Origin of the sequence: Leptolyngbya boryana PCC 6306 (assembly GCF_000353285.1) — a bacterium.
Taxonomy (GTDB): domain Bacteria; phylum Cyanobacteriota; class Cyanobacteriia; order Leptolyngbyales; family Leptolyngbyaceae; genus Leptolyngbya; species Leptolyngbya boryana.
This window is the reverse complement of sequence record NZ_KB731324.1, coordinates 4,679,787-4,692,577: the sequence shown is the minus strand read 5'-3', so window position 1 is coordinate 4,692,577 and position 12,791 is coordinate 4,679,787. Positions and strand designations below refer to the sequence as shown.

Sequence of the window (12,791 nt, the reverse complement as noted above, 5' to 3'; positions counted from 1 at the left end):
TTACCCTGAATTGCTTGAAGTCTCTAATAGTTCTTCGACAAACTGATACAGTTCAGAGGTCGATCGCTCTTCTAATTGCATTTCTTTCAGTCCGATCAATCCCTTTGCTAATTCGGGCGCACGATTTTTATAGTGATTATGCGCTGTCAGCAAATCTGTGAAAATCTCTTGCTCGATCTGAGTCCGACTTGCATCTTCTGGAATCGGAGAAGCAAACTCCACGGACTCTGCCTCATATTTCAATAAGAAAATGAGTGCGTTACTCAGTTGCTGTAGCTCTTGCTGAAGTTTACGCACATCGAGATCTAAGCGATCGAATCCAACCTGTCCTTCAATTCGCAATTCCACCATTGGACGCACATCGGGATTCAGTTCTTTGGATCGAATTGCCGATTGGACGAGTTCGATCGCATTTTCCTGAATCTGCTCTAAACTTTCCTGCCCGCGTGCTTTCAATTTCAATCGCACCCATCGCCGCTGCTGATAATCTTGTTTCAGTTGAGCATCAATGCCTTGTTCGCTCAGTTCAACAAGGAAAACACCGCGATCGTATTTTGCTTCTTCGACGCTATTTGTCTCAGTTGATCCAGGGTTAAAAATCCATCCCTGCTCAATGTAGCTTTTATGAATATGTCCTAAAGCCAGATAATCTACGCCTGCCTCTTTCAACGGCAGCAAATCGTTATACTTTAATGCGCCTTGATATCGCGCAATCTGACCTTCTAGCCCTTGATGAAACAGCATTACGGTATGCCCTGGACTCGGCGGAAGCGCTTGCATTGCTTCTGACAATTGCAAAATTGCTCTCGGCGCAGATGCTCCATACCAACGCGAGCCTAAAACTCTCACGCCACAAGGCAAATCATAATATCCACCCGCAATGCCATCCCACGGTTCGTAAACAATGCGATCGTCTACTCGGTCAGGTTCTAGCAAAATGACCAATTCATCTTCAGCTAGATATTTCAGCCAACTGGTCACAGTTCCATAGGGGCGATTATCGTGATTTCCTTCGATCGCAATCGCTGGAATTCCAGCCGCTTTCAACATCTGAAAACAAATCTTCGCCTGATTGAGAATATTCGGCTGAATCACCCGATGCTCAAACAAATCGCCTGCAATGATCACAAAATCAACTTGAGTGTCGATCGCATATTTTTGTAGTGCATCCTCGAACGCCAAGTAAAAATCCTTCGTGCGTTCTTTGCTGTCGTAGCGATCGAACCCCAAATGAACATCAGCCAAATGTAAAAATCGCGGCATTGCATCCATCCATGAGCAGTAAGAACGAGTTTACTATTAAAATCCAAAAGCTGTAATTTGAGTCTTAGATTATCGCTGCAAGTCTTATGAGTCTAGCGATCGCAAAATGAGTGTAAAAACTGTAACTGCCAATGGAGTTTCGGATTTCTGAGAATGGCAGCTACAACTGGAACGATTGAGGCAATTGCATTTCCAGCAATTTTGATCTCAATCGATCTCGTGATCGACAGCTAGAGAGATAGCTCGGTGTCGCATAATAACGATATGGCTATCACTCTTACTCACTACCAAGTTCTTGACCTCCAACCAACCGCGACGCAAGCGGAGATTAAGCAAGCCTATCGGCGGTTGGCAAAGGAATTTCACCCCGATACCAATCGGGTCAGTTCAAGTCATGAAAAAATTTCTCGGATCAATGCAGCCTACGAAGTTTTAGGCGATCCCCAAAGACGGCGTTCTTACGATCAGCAGCTTCAGTATGCAGAGGTCGGCTACTCAGAAGCAGGTGTGCGATCGCGAAAAGAACGCACCGAAGCTGCGCAAGCTCACTATCGCAAGCAAAGACAAGCCGAGCAGCACGAAGACAATCAGTTAAAACTGTGGTTAAAAGCGCACACATCGATCAATCGTGTTCTGAATCAGATTATTCGTCCTTTAAAGTCTCAAATTAATGAACTCGCAGCCGATCCATTTGATGACGAGTTGATGGAAAACTTTCAAACGTACTTAGAAGAATGTCAAGAGTTGCTAGGCAAAGCGCAAAAAACATTTCAGTCTACTCCTAATCCCCCGAATGCCGCCGCTGCTGCAGCCAATCTCTATTACTGCTTGAATCAACTCAGCGATGGTATTGATGAATTATTCTACTTTACGAATAATTATGACGATCATCATCTTCGCAATGGGCGCGAACTGTTTCGGATTGCAGAAGGATTGCGTCGAGAAGCACAAGCTGCCGTCCGCGAAATTCCTCGTTAACTTCTACTTAACCTCAACGCTAACCTAAACGGCAGATGTAAATCGAGTCTGGGATTGACTAGGATTAATCTCAGTCGTGATCTGAGTTACAGAATCTTCATAAATGATTAGGTTAACATCTGATTAAGAGAGGTTAAACTGAAAATCTTGATAGATTCAGAGATCCTTTCTTCCTCTGTTGTAGGAGTTACTCGCACCGTGCAACCCAATGAGCTGAATCGCCCATTGAAGCGCAAGTTTAAATTTTGGCATTTGGAGATAAGAACGATGGCAGACCAACACAATTTCTTTTACCCCCGCAGTCGCTACCGGGGTCAAGTTAAACCGGAGAACTTGGTGTTTAATGCGAACTTGCAAGAATTTTCTCAGCGAGTGTCGTATATCTGCTGTCTAGAGACAGGCGGTAAGATGACGCCAGAAGAGTCTTATCAAGAAATTCGATCGCTGTGGAAACAGTTGAAGAAAAGCCGTAAGCAGCTTGGCATTTCAACCGGATCTTCTCCTGACTCCGGTGATATGGCAGTCTAGCACGATGCAATTGAGAGAAAGCGCGATCTTCTCACTGAGAAGATCGCGCTTTACGTAGTTGAGTAGATTTAATAGCTATCTTCTCCGGGCACTTTGAAGGGATCTTTCTGACTGGGCAGTTGTTCGAGAGAAGCGTCTCGAATCGCTTGCCAGAGGGGGAGGGATTCTTCTTCAGTTTGCCAATCTGTTGCGTTGTAGCGTCTTACCGCTTCATCGACTTCCTGTAGCGTGTGGAGAACGGGTCTGACCTGTGCATCTGCCATACAACACCTCTATGTGTTCTAGAGATTTGGGTTTGACACCATTTTACTCGTCTTAGAAAAAACGATGTGACATGCGCTACAAATTCTCCAACTTATTGAAGTTTGTACGCATTCGGTAACGAAAATTCATAAATATCCGTGATGACTTGTATCCATCCCGTTACCAGTGCCGCTAAAAGACGATCGCCTTTTTCTTTAGATGCAGTTGTGGGATCTCCTAAAACGCCACTTTTACTCAGATCGCGAGTCATCCAAGCAAACGGAAGCGCCCCCTCCATACTCAGCACACCGTTTTGTGGTTCACCGAGCGGATATTCTGCGGCGGCGCGATCCATTTTGACCTGATCCGGCAAAATCGAGAGCAGCAAGCTCGTCTCGGCATCACCCGCATGAATTCCTAGCTCTAATTCTTTCGGCGTGAGCAGCTCGGTCGCGATCGCGCTAATGGTCGGAACTTTCCAGGTGAACAACGGGAAAACTGCAAAATCCTCGTACTGCTGATGCAAATCCCGTGCAGCAATTTCGAGAATTTGGGGCTGTCCTCCATGAGAATTCATGAACACGAGCTTACGAAATCCAGCTCGATAGATGCTTTCTGCAACTTCCATCAAAATTGCGAGTAAGGTCTGTGTACTCAGCGTAACCGTTCCTGGAAAGTGCCAATGCTCATTCGATTTGCCATAGTACAACGGCGGCAAAGCATAGGCTGGAATGCTTGGATCTAACTGCGCTAATGCTTTGCCAAGAACGGCGACACTGATCGCAGAATCAACGGCTAAAGGCAGATGTGCCCCGTGTTGTTCGATCGCACCCATCGGCTGCACAATCACGACATTCTCCTTATTAGGCATTGCTTGGATATCTGTCCAAGTGAGATAAGGAAAATAGCGATCGCTCGGGATAAACCCATGCATCATACAACCCCCGGCTCTGCATAGCCTTGCAGACTTTCAGGATCAAATGCTCTGAGACTTCGAGTAGCTTGCCGCACTAACACATCTGACCCATTCACAACAATCAGATACTTTCCAGCATTGATGCGATTTCGATACGGCAAAGCATCTCCGCCACCGATGACTAAACCAACTCCGCCTCCGACAAAGACACTGCCCATCAGTCCTGACAGCGCACCTAAAACGCCAGCAATCAAAGGACTACCAATCTCACCTGCCCAAGCAAATGTATCTAATCCGGTAATCAGATTGAATGCACTCCCGCCGACAAACCCAAACGGCACAAGCCAAGATGCCATCAATCGAACTTGCTTTCTTGCTTGTTCATTTGGATCGATCAATCCATATTCATCAGCACTCTGATAGCCTCGACCCAAAATTGCCACTTTGTCCATCGGTAAGCCTTCTGTTTCTAAGGCTGAGTAGGCTGCTTCGGCTTGTATACGATCTTTCAAAACTGCAACGAGATAAGTCATTTTCTACCTTTTAAGATTGCTTCTGCGGTTCATTCTAAGACTGACATCATGGGCGAAGGATTTTGAGTCACTCCGCTCAATTGCCCAAATTTACATGAGTCTGATTGTCAGGTCTAAGTTCGATAAAATGGGATTTTCTAAGTCGATATTGTTATGTTACCAAGGGAAGACCTTCTGAAAGGGGTAGAAAATCGAGAGGCGATCGCGCGAGTGATTGATCAGGCTGAACAAGCGATCAAGACTTGGGAAGTGGTCACCAGTGACTTTCTTTCGCCTCCAGAACTCGCAGAGATTCAACGATCGTTTAGTCGGCTGACCGAAGTTCAGCTTCTCGCATGGGGTGGATATCCCCAGGCAGAACGGCAAAGACTCGCGATCGCTCGATCTGAAATTCCCTTAGATCCGTCTCAAGTTGAACTGGTTGCCCTAGACATTGCTGGAAACTTCCTCTTCGATCCGGCAACGCATCGCGACTTTCTCGGTGCAATCTTAGGAACCGGAATTGTCCGCGATAAAGTTGGGGACATTATTGTGCTCGGAGAACGAGGAGCACAAGCGATCGTCACTCCTGAACTCGGAGAATTCTTGCAAACTGCTTTAACCCAAGTGCGATCGGTTCCGGTGAAAACTCAACCCATTCCGTTTGAGGAATTGAAGATCCGGGAGCCGAAAAAGAAAGAAATCACAACGGTTGAAGCTTCGATGCGATTAGATGCGATCGCGTCGGCTGGCTTTGGAATGTCCCGCAGTAAGATGGCAGACTTGATCACAGCAGGCGATGTGCGTGTCAATTGGAAAGAAATCACATCGTCTAGTTACTCAGTCAAAGCAGGGGATCTGATTGCGATTCGAGGGAAAGGGCGTGTTGAGGTTGGAGATGTAATGGTCACCAAGAAAGACCGTTACCGAGTACAACTCACTCGTTTTGTTTAAGAGCTTGCCCCCCGGACGAGAATGACGGTGCAGTCACAGCGTTTGGCGATCGCTTCTGGAATATTTCCTTGGATCGCTTGCTGTAATAGCCCTTCACGCGTTGCTCCCAGCACAATCACATCACACTGATCTTTCTGTGCCAAATCGATTAGTGCGGTTGAAACCGCATTGGCGCAGACAGGCATTAATGCGATCGGGCAAGTTAAGCGATCGCCCAAAAATTCCATCGCTTCATTCAAGACATTGAGATCGGGTAGTTCGCGTTGCGGGTGATGCACTTGGCATAAACAAATTTCAGGCTGTTCTGCTAGTTTTGTCAGCGCAGGTAACAGCCGAATGGCTTGCCGAGAATTTGGACCACCCGCAGTCGGAACTAACCAGCGATCGAGGGCAGGGCGTTTTCCAAACTTGACAAGAACGACATTGCAGCTCGCTTGGCGAATCATCGTATCGACAACATTGCCAAAAATTCGACCTGGTGTAGAAGTTTCGCCATTCCAGCCCATGATTAAGAGGTCGATATGACGTTCTTTAATTGTTTCTAGAATTGCTTCTGAGATGTCATGCGTCACCCGCACTTGGGTATGAACGGGAATGTTCCATTGTTTGCCAAGCCGACCTGCTTTCTTTAATAATTTTCGACTGATTGCAGTTGAGACAGGCGTTTCGGCAGGTGTGTAATGACGCGCGATCGGAATTGCCTGTAAACATTCCAATTCATATCCTCGCTCTTGAGCAATGGCAGCCGCCATTTGCAGTAAACTTCCGGCAGTTTGAGGATTCGCGATCGGCACTAAAACTCGACCCTTTCCGGTTTCCGGCGCACGGGTTTGATAAACCACATACGATCGCTCTTTTTGAGATCCGAGATTGGTTAGCTTATCCGACTCCGCTCGAATAATATCGGCGCGAGTAATGATGCCGACTAATTTTTTACGATCAACAACAGGCAAGCGGCTAATTTTATAGCGATTGAGAAGATAGAGAACTTGGCTGAGTGGATCGTCAGGATGAACTGTGACCGGGCGCGCTGTCATAAACTCACTCAGCCGTTGCTGCTTATCTGCGATATTCGCTAAATCTGTTTGTGTGACAATTCCAACTAAAACGCCGTCTTCGATCACTGGAAAGCCGCGATGATGCGATCGCGAAAATGCTTGCATCGCTTCATCTAAACTAATCTGGCTCGACAACGTTTCGACTCGTGGCTGCATTAAATCTTTTGCTGTCAAACCGGATAATCGATTTTCGATTTCTAAATTTGCACTCAGGTGAATGCCATTAGAAGCCAGTAAGTGTTTATAAATTGATCCACTAAAAAGACTTTCTGCGACCAGATACGCACTCACAGAGCCGATCATCAGCGGCAATACAATCGTAAAATCTGTGGTTATCTCAAAGACAATGACGATTGCCGTAATGGGTCCACGAGTGACCGCACTAAAAAATGCTGCCATCCCAGTTAGAGCAGCCGTTGTTGTAAACGCTTGAGTCAGATCTAAACCGAGTGGAACTCCCATCGTTTCTAGACTTTGCGCGCCAAAGCTAATCAAAAAGCCCAAGGCAGATCCCAAAATGAGTGAGGGTGCAAATAGTCCTCCGGGTGCGCCTGACCCAAAAGCCAATAACGTGAGCACAAATTTAGTCATAAAAAGAACTGCCGTAATCCTCCAGCCTAATTCGCTTGTGAGCCAAACTTCTTGAAGACTGGCTGTGCTCCGCAGTGCATCAGGAAGGATGGCGATCACAAGTCCTGACACTCCTCCGGCAAAAGCAATCCGCAGCGGCAAACTCCACTTCAGCACTTTGCGATTCATCCTTACACTCAAAAGAATGCCGCGCATAAACAGCGATCCCAGCACGCCTGCCGATATTCCAACAATCAACAGAATTGGAATTGCCTGAACATTAAAGCTCGTCATCAACTCTAGCGAGGAAGATGCACCATTAAATCCATTGCCTCCTAACAACCTCGAAACCACTGCCCCGACAAATGACGCTAAAATTGCAGTCCCTAACGTCAGTCCAGACACATCTTGTAGCAATTCTTCGACGACAAATAACACACCCGCGATCGGGGCATTAAATCCAGCGGCTAATCCCGCGGCGGCTCCGGCGGCAATTAATTGCCTACGATGCACAGGCGAAGTCGGAACCCAGTCACTCAACTGGGCAGCGATCGCGGCTCCAATCTGAACGGTCGGACCTTGCCGTCCCAAATTTAATCCCGATCCTAATGACAGTAAGGTTGTAACCAGTTTCGCGATCGCAACTCTTATTGTCAGCGCGCTTGAAACGCCACCCAAGGCAGCCTTCACTTGCGGAATGCCGCTGCCCGCTGCTTCTGGGGCAAACTGCTCGATCAACCATCCGGCGAGCAATCCGCCTACGAGTCCCACAAAAGGGAGTACCATCCAATCTGGATGATCGGTTGCGGCTGACAGTCGCCACTTGCCGAGCCAGTTCACACCTTGTTTTAAAACAACCGCTGCCACCCCTGACACTAATCCGATTAGACATGCCTCGAAGATGGCTAATCGTTTTTGAGAAATCGCACTGAGCCTGAATCTCGATTTCCACATATTTCATTCAAGTGTTCAACTCTCTTTCGCCTGACAGCGATCGCACATGCCAAAAAATTCCAACATGTGATAGTAAATCTTAAACCGATGTGATTGATTCAACTGCTTTTCTAAATCGTGAACCGGACACTCGTCGATCGCAATTGAGTTGCCACATTGTAAACAAGTCAAATGATGGCGATCCTCTTGAATCAAGCTATAGAGCGCTTCTCCATTCGCCAACGTTCTCACCTGTACCATTCCTTCGAGTTTCAATGCCTCTAATGCTCGGTACACCGTTGCCAAACCCAAACTCTGATCGCGATTTCGCAACTCAACATAAAGATCCTGAGCAGAAATCGGTCGGTTTAAATGCTTCAAAATATCGAGAATGCGATCTTGGCTGCGGGTTCGGTGGGATTTCATAGCAAAGAAAGAAGATCAGACCTTTAACATTGTACGTTTTGAGCCGTCGCAGTCTTAGAATAGATGAGCTTTGGAACCTTCTTCACGTTCAGGACAACGACTGTGACTCAAAAATTTCAGGCTCAGATCTATGTTACTCTCCGTCCGTCGGTCTTAGATCCGGCGGGAACAGCGGTACAGTCAGGACTCGCCCACATGGGATATACCAATGTGGAGCAGATCCGAATTGGTAAATATGTCGAATTATCGTTGACTGCCGAAAGTGAATCGGCAGCGCGATCGCAACTCGATACGATTTGTGACCAGCTATTGGCAAATCCGGTAATCGAAAATTACCGCATCGAATTGCAAGCTCTTGCAACCGTCTAGGAGAAAGCGATGAAGTTTGGAGTTTTGGTGTTCCCAGGATCGAATTGCGATCGCGATATTCTCTGGGTGACTCAAGGATTGTTGAATCAGCCGACTCGGATGATTTGGCATGAAGAAAGTGATCTGTCTGATATTGATGTGGTCGTCGTTCCGGGTGGATTTAGTTACGGAGACTATTTAAGATGTGGCGCGATCGCTCGGTTCTCTCCCGTGATGCGAGCGACGATCGATCATGCCAAGGCTGGAAAACTCGTCTTGGGGATTTGTAACGGATTTCAAGTGTTAACCGAAGCGGGATTACTGCCGGGTGCATTAGTGCGAAATCGGGATTTGCATTTTATTTGCGATCGCGTTCCGGTACGAGTCGAGCGAACAGATTTACCTTGGACACAGGGATATGAATCGGGGCAAGTGATTGAATTGCCGATCGCGCATGGAGAAGGAAGTTACTATGCAGATCCCGATACGCTGAAAGCACTCGAAGACAATGGGCAAGTTCTATTCCGTTACTCGGATGCAACGGGCAATATTACAACTGAGGGCAATCCAAATGGTTCGCTGAATAATATTGCAGGCATTTGCAATCAGCAGGGTAACGTTTTGGGCATGATGCCACACCCAGAGCGCGCTTCAGACCAAGCATTAGGACAAGTAGACGGACTTGCATTGTTTGAAGGAATTTTGAAAGCAGTGCCGACTCTTGTCTAACCCTTTTCAAACGAATTGTGACGTTCTACTGGAAGGCAGAATCTTGCCTTCTTTTTTATGGATAAGCCTTAAAACCCTTCACAAATCAGCTTTGCTTAAAAACCCTAAGCAAACTAACAGTATTACTCGAATTAAATTTAATAATTTGATCCAATTTCTGTAACTTGAGGTTCATGAAGATATTTAAACTAAATCTGTAAATTTATATTTCTATCACTGCTGTAATAATACTAGACTAACGGATTAAAAGGCATCAATCTCATCGGATTTACTTTCCTTAATCAAATCCGAGGGCAACAATCCTGACTAAACAAACTTTTGTTTTAAGTCATGAACAAACATGAAATTTTTTGCCATAAAATTTCACACTTAAACACTAGAAAAATGAAGATAGATTTCCATAAGATGAGGTCAGGTAAATTGCGGATTTCAAAATTTACCAAAATTCATTTCTTGTACCTCCAGTAATTATTAAAACCATGACCACAACATTACAAAGACGCGAAAGCGGCAATGTGTGGGAGCGCTTCTGTAACTGGGTCACTTCGACCGACAACCGCATTTATGTAGGTTGGTTCGGCGTATTGATGATCCCTACCTTGCTCTCTGCAACCATCTGCTACATCATCGCCTTCGTCGCTGCTCCTCCTGTGGACATCGACGGCATCCGTGAACCTGTTGCAGGTTCCTTGCTCTACGGCAACAACATCATCTCTGGTGCAGTTGTTCCTTCCTCGAACGCAATTGGCTTGCACTTCTACCCAATTTGGGAAGCAGCATCCTTAGATGAGTGGTTGTACAACGGTGGTCCTTACCAACTCGTTGTATTCCACTTCTTGATCGGTGTCTTCTCTTACTTGGGACGTCAGTGGGAACTTTCCTACCGTCTCGGCATGCGTCCTTGGATCTGTGTTGCTTATAGCGCTCCGGTGTCTGCAGCAACCGCAGTCTTCTTGATCTACCCGATTGGGCAAGGATCGTTCTCCGACGGTATGCCCCTCGGAATCTCTGGAACCTTCAACTTCATGATCGTGTTCCAAGCAGAGCACAACATCTTGATGCACCCCTTCCACATGTTGGGCGTAGCTGGTGTATTCGGTGGTAGCTTGTTCTCGGCAATGCACGGTTCGTTGGTCACTTCTTCGTTGGTACGTGAGACCACTGAAGTTGAGAGCCAAAACTACGGTTACAAGTTCGGACAAGAAGAAGAGACCTACAACATCGTTGCAGCACACGGCTACTTCGGACGGTTGATCTTCCAATACGCATCGTTCAACAACTCTCGCGCACTGCACTTCTTCTTGGGTGCATGGCCGGTCGTTTGTATCTGGTTCACCGCATTGGGCGTGTCCACGATGGCGTTCAACCTGAACGGATTCAACTTCAACCAATCGATCTTGGATTCTCAAGGTCGTGTGGTTTCGACTTGGGCAGACTTGATCAACCGTGCGAACCTGGGTATGGAAGTGATGCACGAGCGTAACGCTCACAACTTCCCGCTCGACTTGGCTGCAAGTGATGCAACTCCGGTTGCTGTTCAAGCACCTGCAATCAACGGCTAATCAAAAAAGTAGGGTTGAATCAACAACCCCACGGCATAACCCTTGATTACAAGCAATCCCTCAGCTATAGCTGGGGGATTGCTGCTTTAAAGATTAGTTTAACTTAACAAAAGTTGATTTACTACACAAACGATTTCTTTGAGTTTGAACTGGCACAGTCAGAAAATGACGCAGAAGAAAGACTGTGAGATGATGACTAACGTTCTCGCAATCCGCTGCATGTTGTGAATATTCAACCGTATCTTAAAGTGTTTCGGAGTCGAAAAATGGCGGCTCTGAGTTTGTTGGGCTTCTCATCTGGTCTGCCATTTCTGTTGACGGGGACGGGACGAGCGTTGCAGGCTTGGCTAAAGACGGCGGGGGTTTCGGATACGATGATTGGGCTGTTCGGGCTGGCGGCATTGCCTTATTCATTGAAGGTGTTTTGGGCACCGTTTCTCGATCGCTCCATACCACCGCTGTTCGGCAGAAGACGGGGTTGGTTAATTTTGACGCAGATTGCACTGGTGGCAGCGATTTTGCTGTTGAGTCGGCAAGATCCGATGAGCCTGACACAACTGGGGGTCGCTTCGACTGAGGTTTGTGCAAGTTCAGCGGTCAAAGGTTTGTGTGAGTTTGGACAATCGTTTAAGACGCTGATTCCCAGTGCATTTTTTCAGATTGCTTTATTGGTCGCGTTTTTGAGTGCAACGCAGGATATTAGTGCCGATGCGTACCGCACGGATGTGCTCAATCCAGCCCAGATGGGAAGCGGTGCGGCTTTTTTTGTGACAGGGTATCGGATTGCGCTGGTGATTGCGGGTGGGATTGCGCTGATGATTGCAGATCCGAAGAATCCTGGGCATTGGGCATGGTCGCAGGTTTATCTGTTGATGGCAGGATTGATGGCGATCGGGATTATAGCTACAGTGTTCGCGCCGGAACCGAAAAACTACGCGCCACCCACAACAATGCAGGCAGCCATTATTCAGCCTTTTCAGGATTTTATTCGGCGGTTGGGTTGGGGACGGTTGTTGGCCGTTTTGGCATTTGTGGTGCTGTATCGGTATGGCGATGCTTTACTCAGTGTGATGGTTGTGCCGTTTTTGTTGGGAGCAAAGTATAGCCAGAGTGATATTGGAGCGATTCAGGGATTTTTGGGAATTTTGGCGACGATCGGGGGGACGATCGTGGGGGGTGGAATTTTTAGCAAGATTGGGGTGAATAAGTCGCTGTGGATTTTTGGGATTCTGCAAGCGTTGAGCAATGTGGCTTATTGGCTGCTGGCAATGTTGGGCAAGAGTGGAATCATGGTGTGGATTCCGATGTTGATTTTTGATCAGTCAATGTCGATCGGTTGGTATCAAACGGATTTGGGGCTGTTAGCGACGATTTTTATTGAAAATTTCTGTACAGGCTTAGGGACAGCAGGATTCCTTGGTTTTATGATGACGGTTTGTAATCCGCAGTTTTCGGCGACGCAATTTGCGCTGTTGTCGAGTTTGATGGCAGTGAGCCGCGATATTATGGCTTCTCCGGCGGGGGCTTTCTCGAAGTCGATGGGCTGGAGCAATTTCTTCTTGGCTACAATTTTGGCGGCGATTCCGGGGTTGTTGCTGCTCCCGTTTTTTGCGCCTTGGAATGAGAAGAATCCTGAGTGATGGCTTATCAATTCTTACAGTTGTGAGGGGATGTAAATGATGAATTCTGTTCCCTCTGGGAATTGAGAGTGATCAATGTCCTGTTAATCTTATGGCTGAAGCTTTTGACGTGCCTAGACATTGTGTCTTTC

Annotated in this window: 13 protein-coding genes; 7 read left to right on the top strand and 6 right to left on the bottom strand. The window is 46.9% G+C overall.

The genetic code is table 11. From position 1 onward, the window contains the following. Complete coding sequence (locus tag LEPBO_RS0123330; protein ID WP_017290008.1) at nucleotides 1-1,272, bottom strand: metallophosphoesterase family protein; 1,272 nt, start codon at nucleotides 1,270-1,272, stop codon at nucleotides 1-3. 255 nt (nucleotides 1,273-1,527) lie between these two features. On the opposite strand from LEPBO_RS0123330, the gene LEPBO_RS0123320 reads away from it, so the two are divergent. Then, on the top strand, nucleotides 1,528-2,241 hold the full coding sequence (locus tag LEPBO_RS0123320; protein WP_017290007.1) for a J domain-containing protein: 714 nt from the start codon (nucleotides 1,528-1,530) through the stop codon (nucleotides 2,239-2,241). Between the two features lie 267 nt (nucleotides 2,242-2,508). Next, the gene (locus tag LEPBO_RS0123315) at nucleotides 2,509-2,769 is read left to right on the top strand and encodes a DUF7219 family protein (protein WP_017290006.1); all 261 of its coding nucleotides are present in this window, start codon (nucleotides 2,509-2,511) and stop codon (nucleotides 2,767-2,769) included. Between the two features lie 68 nt (nucleotides 2,770-2,837). On the opposite strand, the gene LEPBO_RS0123310 is transcribed toward LEPBO_RS0123315, so the two are convergent. From LEPBO_RS0123310 to LEPBO_RS0123300, 3 genes are all read right to left on the bottom strand, one after another. After that, a complete protein-coding gene (locus LEPBO_RS0123310) occupies nucleotides 2,838-3,032 on the bottom strand; it encodes a hypothetical protein (RefSeq protein ID WP_017290005.1) in 195 nt (64 codons plus the stop codon). A gap of 92 nt (nucleotides 3,033-3,124) precedes the next feature. Next, on the bottom strand, nucleotides 3,125-3,949 hold the full coding sequence (locus tag LEPBO_RS0123305) for a creatininase family protein (RefSeq protein WP_017290004.1): 825 nt from the start codon (nucleotides 3,947-3,949) through the stop codon (nucleotides 3,125-3,127). After that, entirely contained in the window at nucleotides 3,946-4,461 is a 516-nt protein-coding gene (locus LEPBO_RS0123300; protein ID WP_017290003.1) for a hypothetical protein, read from the bottom strand. Before LEPBO_RS0123300 ends, LEPBO_RS0123305 begins: the two co-directional genes overlap by 4 nt. 153 nt (nucleotides 4,462-4,614) lie before the next feature. Between LEPBO_RS0123300 and LEPBO_RS0123295 the strand changes: the two genes are divergently transcribed. Next, entirely contained in the window at nucleotides 4,615-5,394 is a 780-nt protein-coding gene (locus LEPBO_RS0123295) for a photosystem II S4 domain protein (RefSeq protein WP_017290002.1), read from the top strand. Here the strand turns inward: LEPBO_RS0123295 and LEPBO_RS0123290 are convergent. Then, the gene (locus tag LEPBO_RS0123290) at nucleotides 5,391-7,976 is read right to left on the bottom strand and encodes a chloride channel protein (protein WP_017290001.1); all 2,586 of its coding nucleotides are present in this window, start codon (nucleotides 7,974-7,976) and stop codon (nucleotides 5,391-5,393) included. The two genes, LEPBO_RS0123295 and LEPBO_RS0123290, sit on opposite strands and share 4 nt — an antisense overlap. Before the next feature lie 15 nt (nucleotides 7,977-7,991). Beyond that, nucleotides 7,992-8,381: a Fur family transcriptional regulator gene (locus tag LEPBO_RS0123285; RefSeq protein WP_017290000.1), complete on the bottom strand. Its 390-nt coding sequence runs from the start codon at nucleotides 8,379-8,381 to the stop codon at nucleotides 7,992-7,994. A gap of 102 nt (nucleotides 8,382-8,483) precedes the next feature. On the opposite strand from LEPBO_RS0123285, the gene purS reads away from it, so the two are divergent. The 4 genes from purS (at nucleotide 8,484) to LEPBO_RS0123265 (ending at nucleotide 12,660) form a co-directional block, all read left to right on the top strand. Then, nucleotides 8,484-8,750, top strand: a complete 267-nt coding sequence (purS, locus tag LEPBO_RS0123280; protein WP_026148867.1) for a phosphoribosylformylglycinamidine synthase subunit PurS — start codon at nucleotides 8,484-8,486, stop codon at nucleotides 8,748-8,750. A 9-nt stretch (nucleotides 8,751-8,759) separates the two neighbouring features. Beyond that, the gene (gene purQ, locus LEPBO_RS0123275; protein WP_017289998.1) at nucleotides 8,760-9,458 is read left to right on the top strand and encodes a phosphoribosylformylglycinamidine synthase subunit PurQ; all 699 of its coding nucleotides are present in this window, start codon (nucleotides 8,760-8,762) and stop codon (nucleotides 9,456-9,458) included. A gap of 479 nt (nucleotides 9,459-9,937) precedes the next feature. Continuing rightward, the gene (gene psbA, locus LEPBO_RS0123270) at nucleotides 9,938-11,020 is read left to right on the top strand and encodes a photosystem II q(b) protein (RefSeq protein WP_017289997.1); all 1,083 of its coding nucleotides are present in this window, start codon (nucleotides 9,938-9,940) and stop codon (nucleotides 11,018-11,020) included. 224 nt (nucleotides 11,021-11,244) lie between these two features. Then, on the top strand, nucleotides 11,245-12,660 hold the full coding sequence (locus LEPBO_RS0123265; protein WP_036044837.1) for an MFS transporter: 1,416 nt from the start codon (nucleotides 11,245-11,247) through the stop codon (nucleotides 12,658-12,660). The last annotated feature ends 131 nt before the right edge of the window (nucleotides 12,661-12,791 follow it).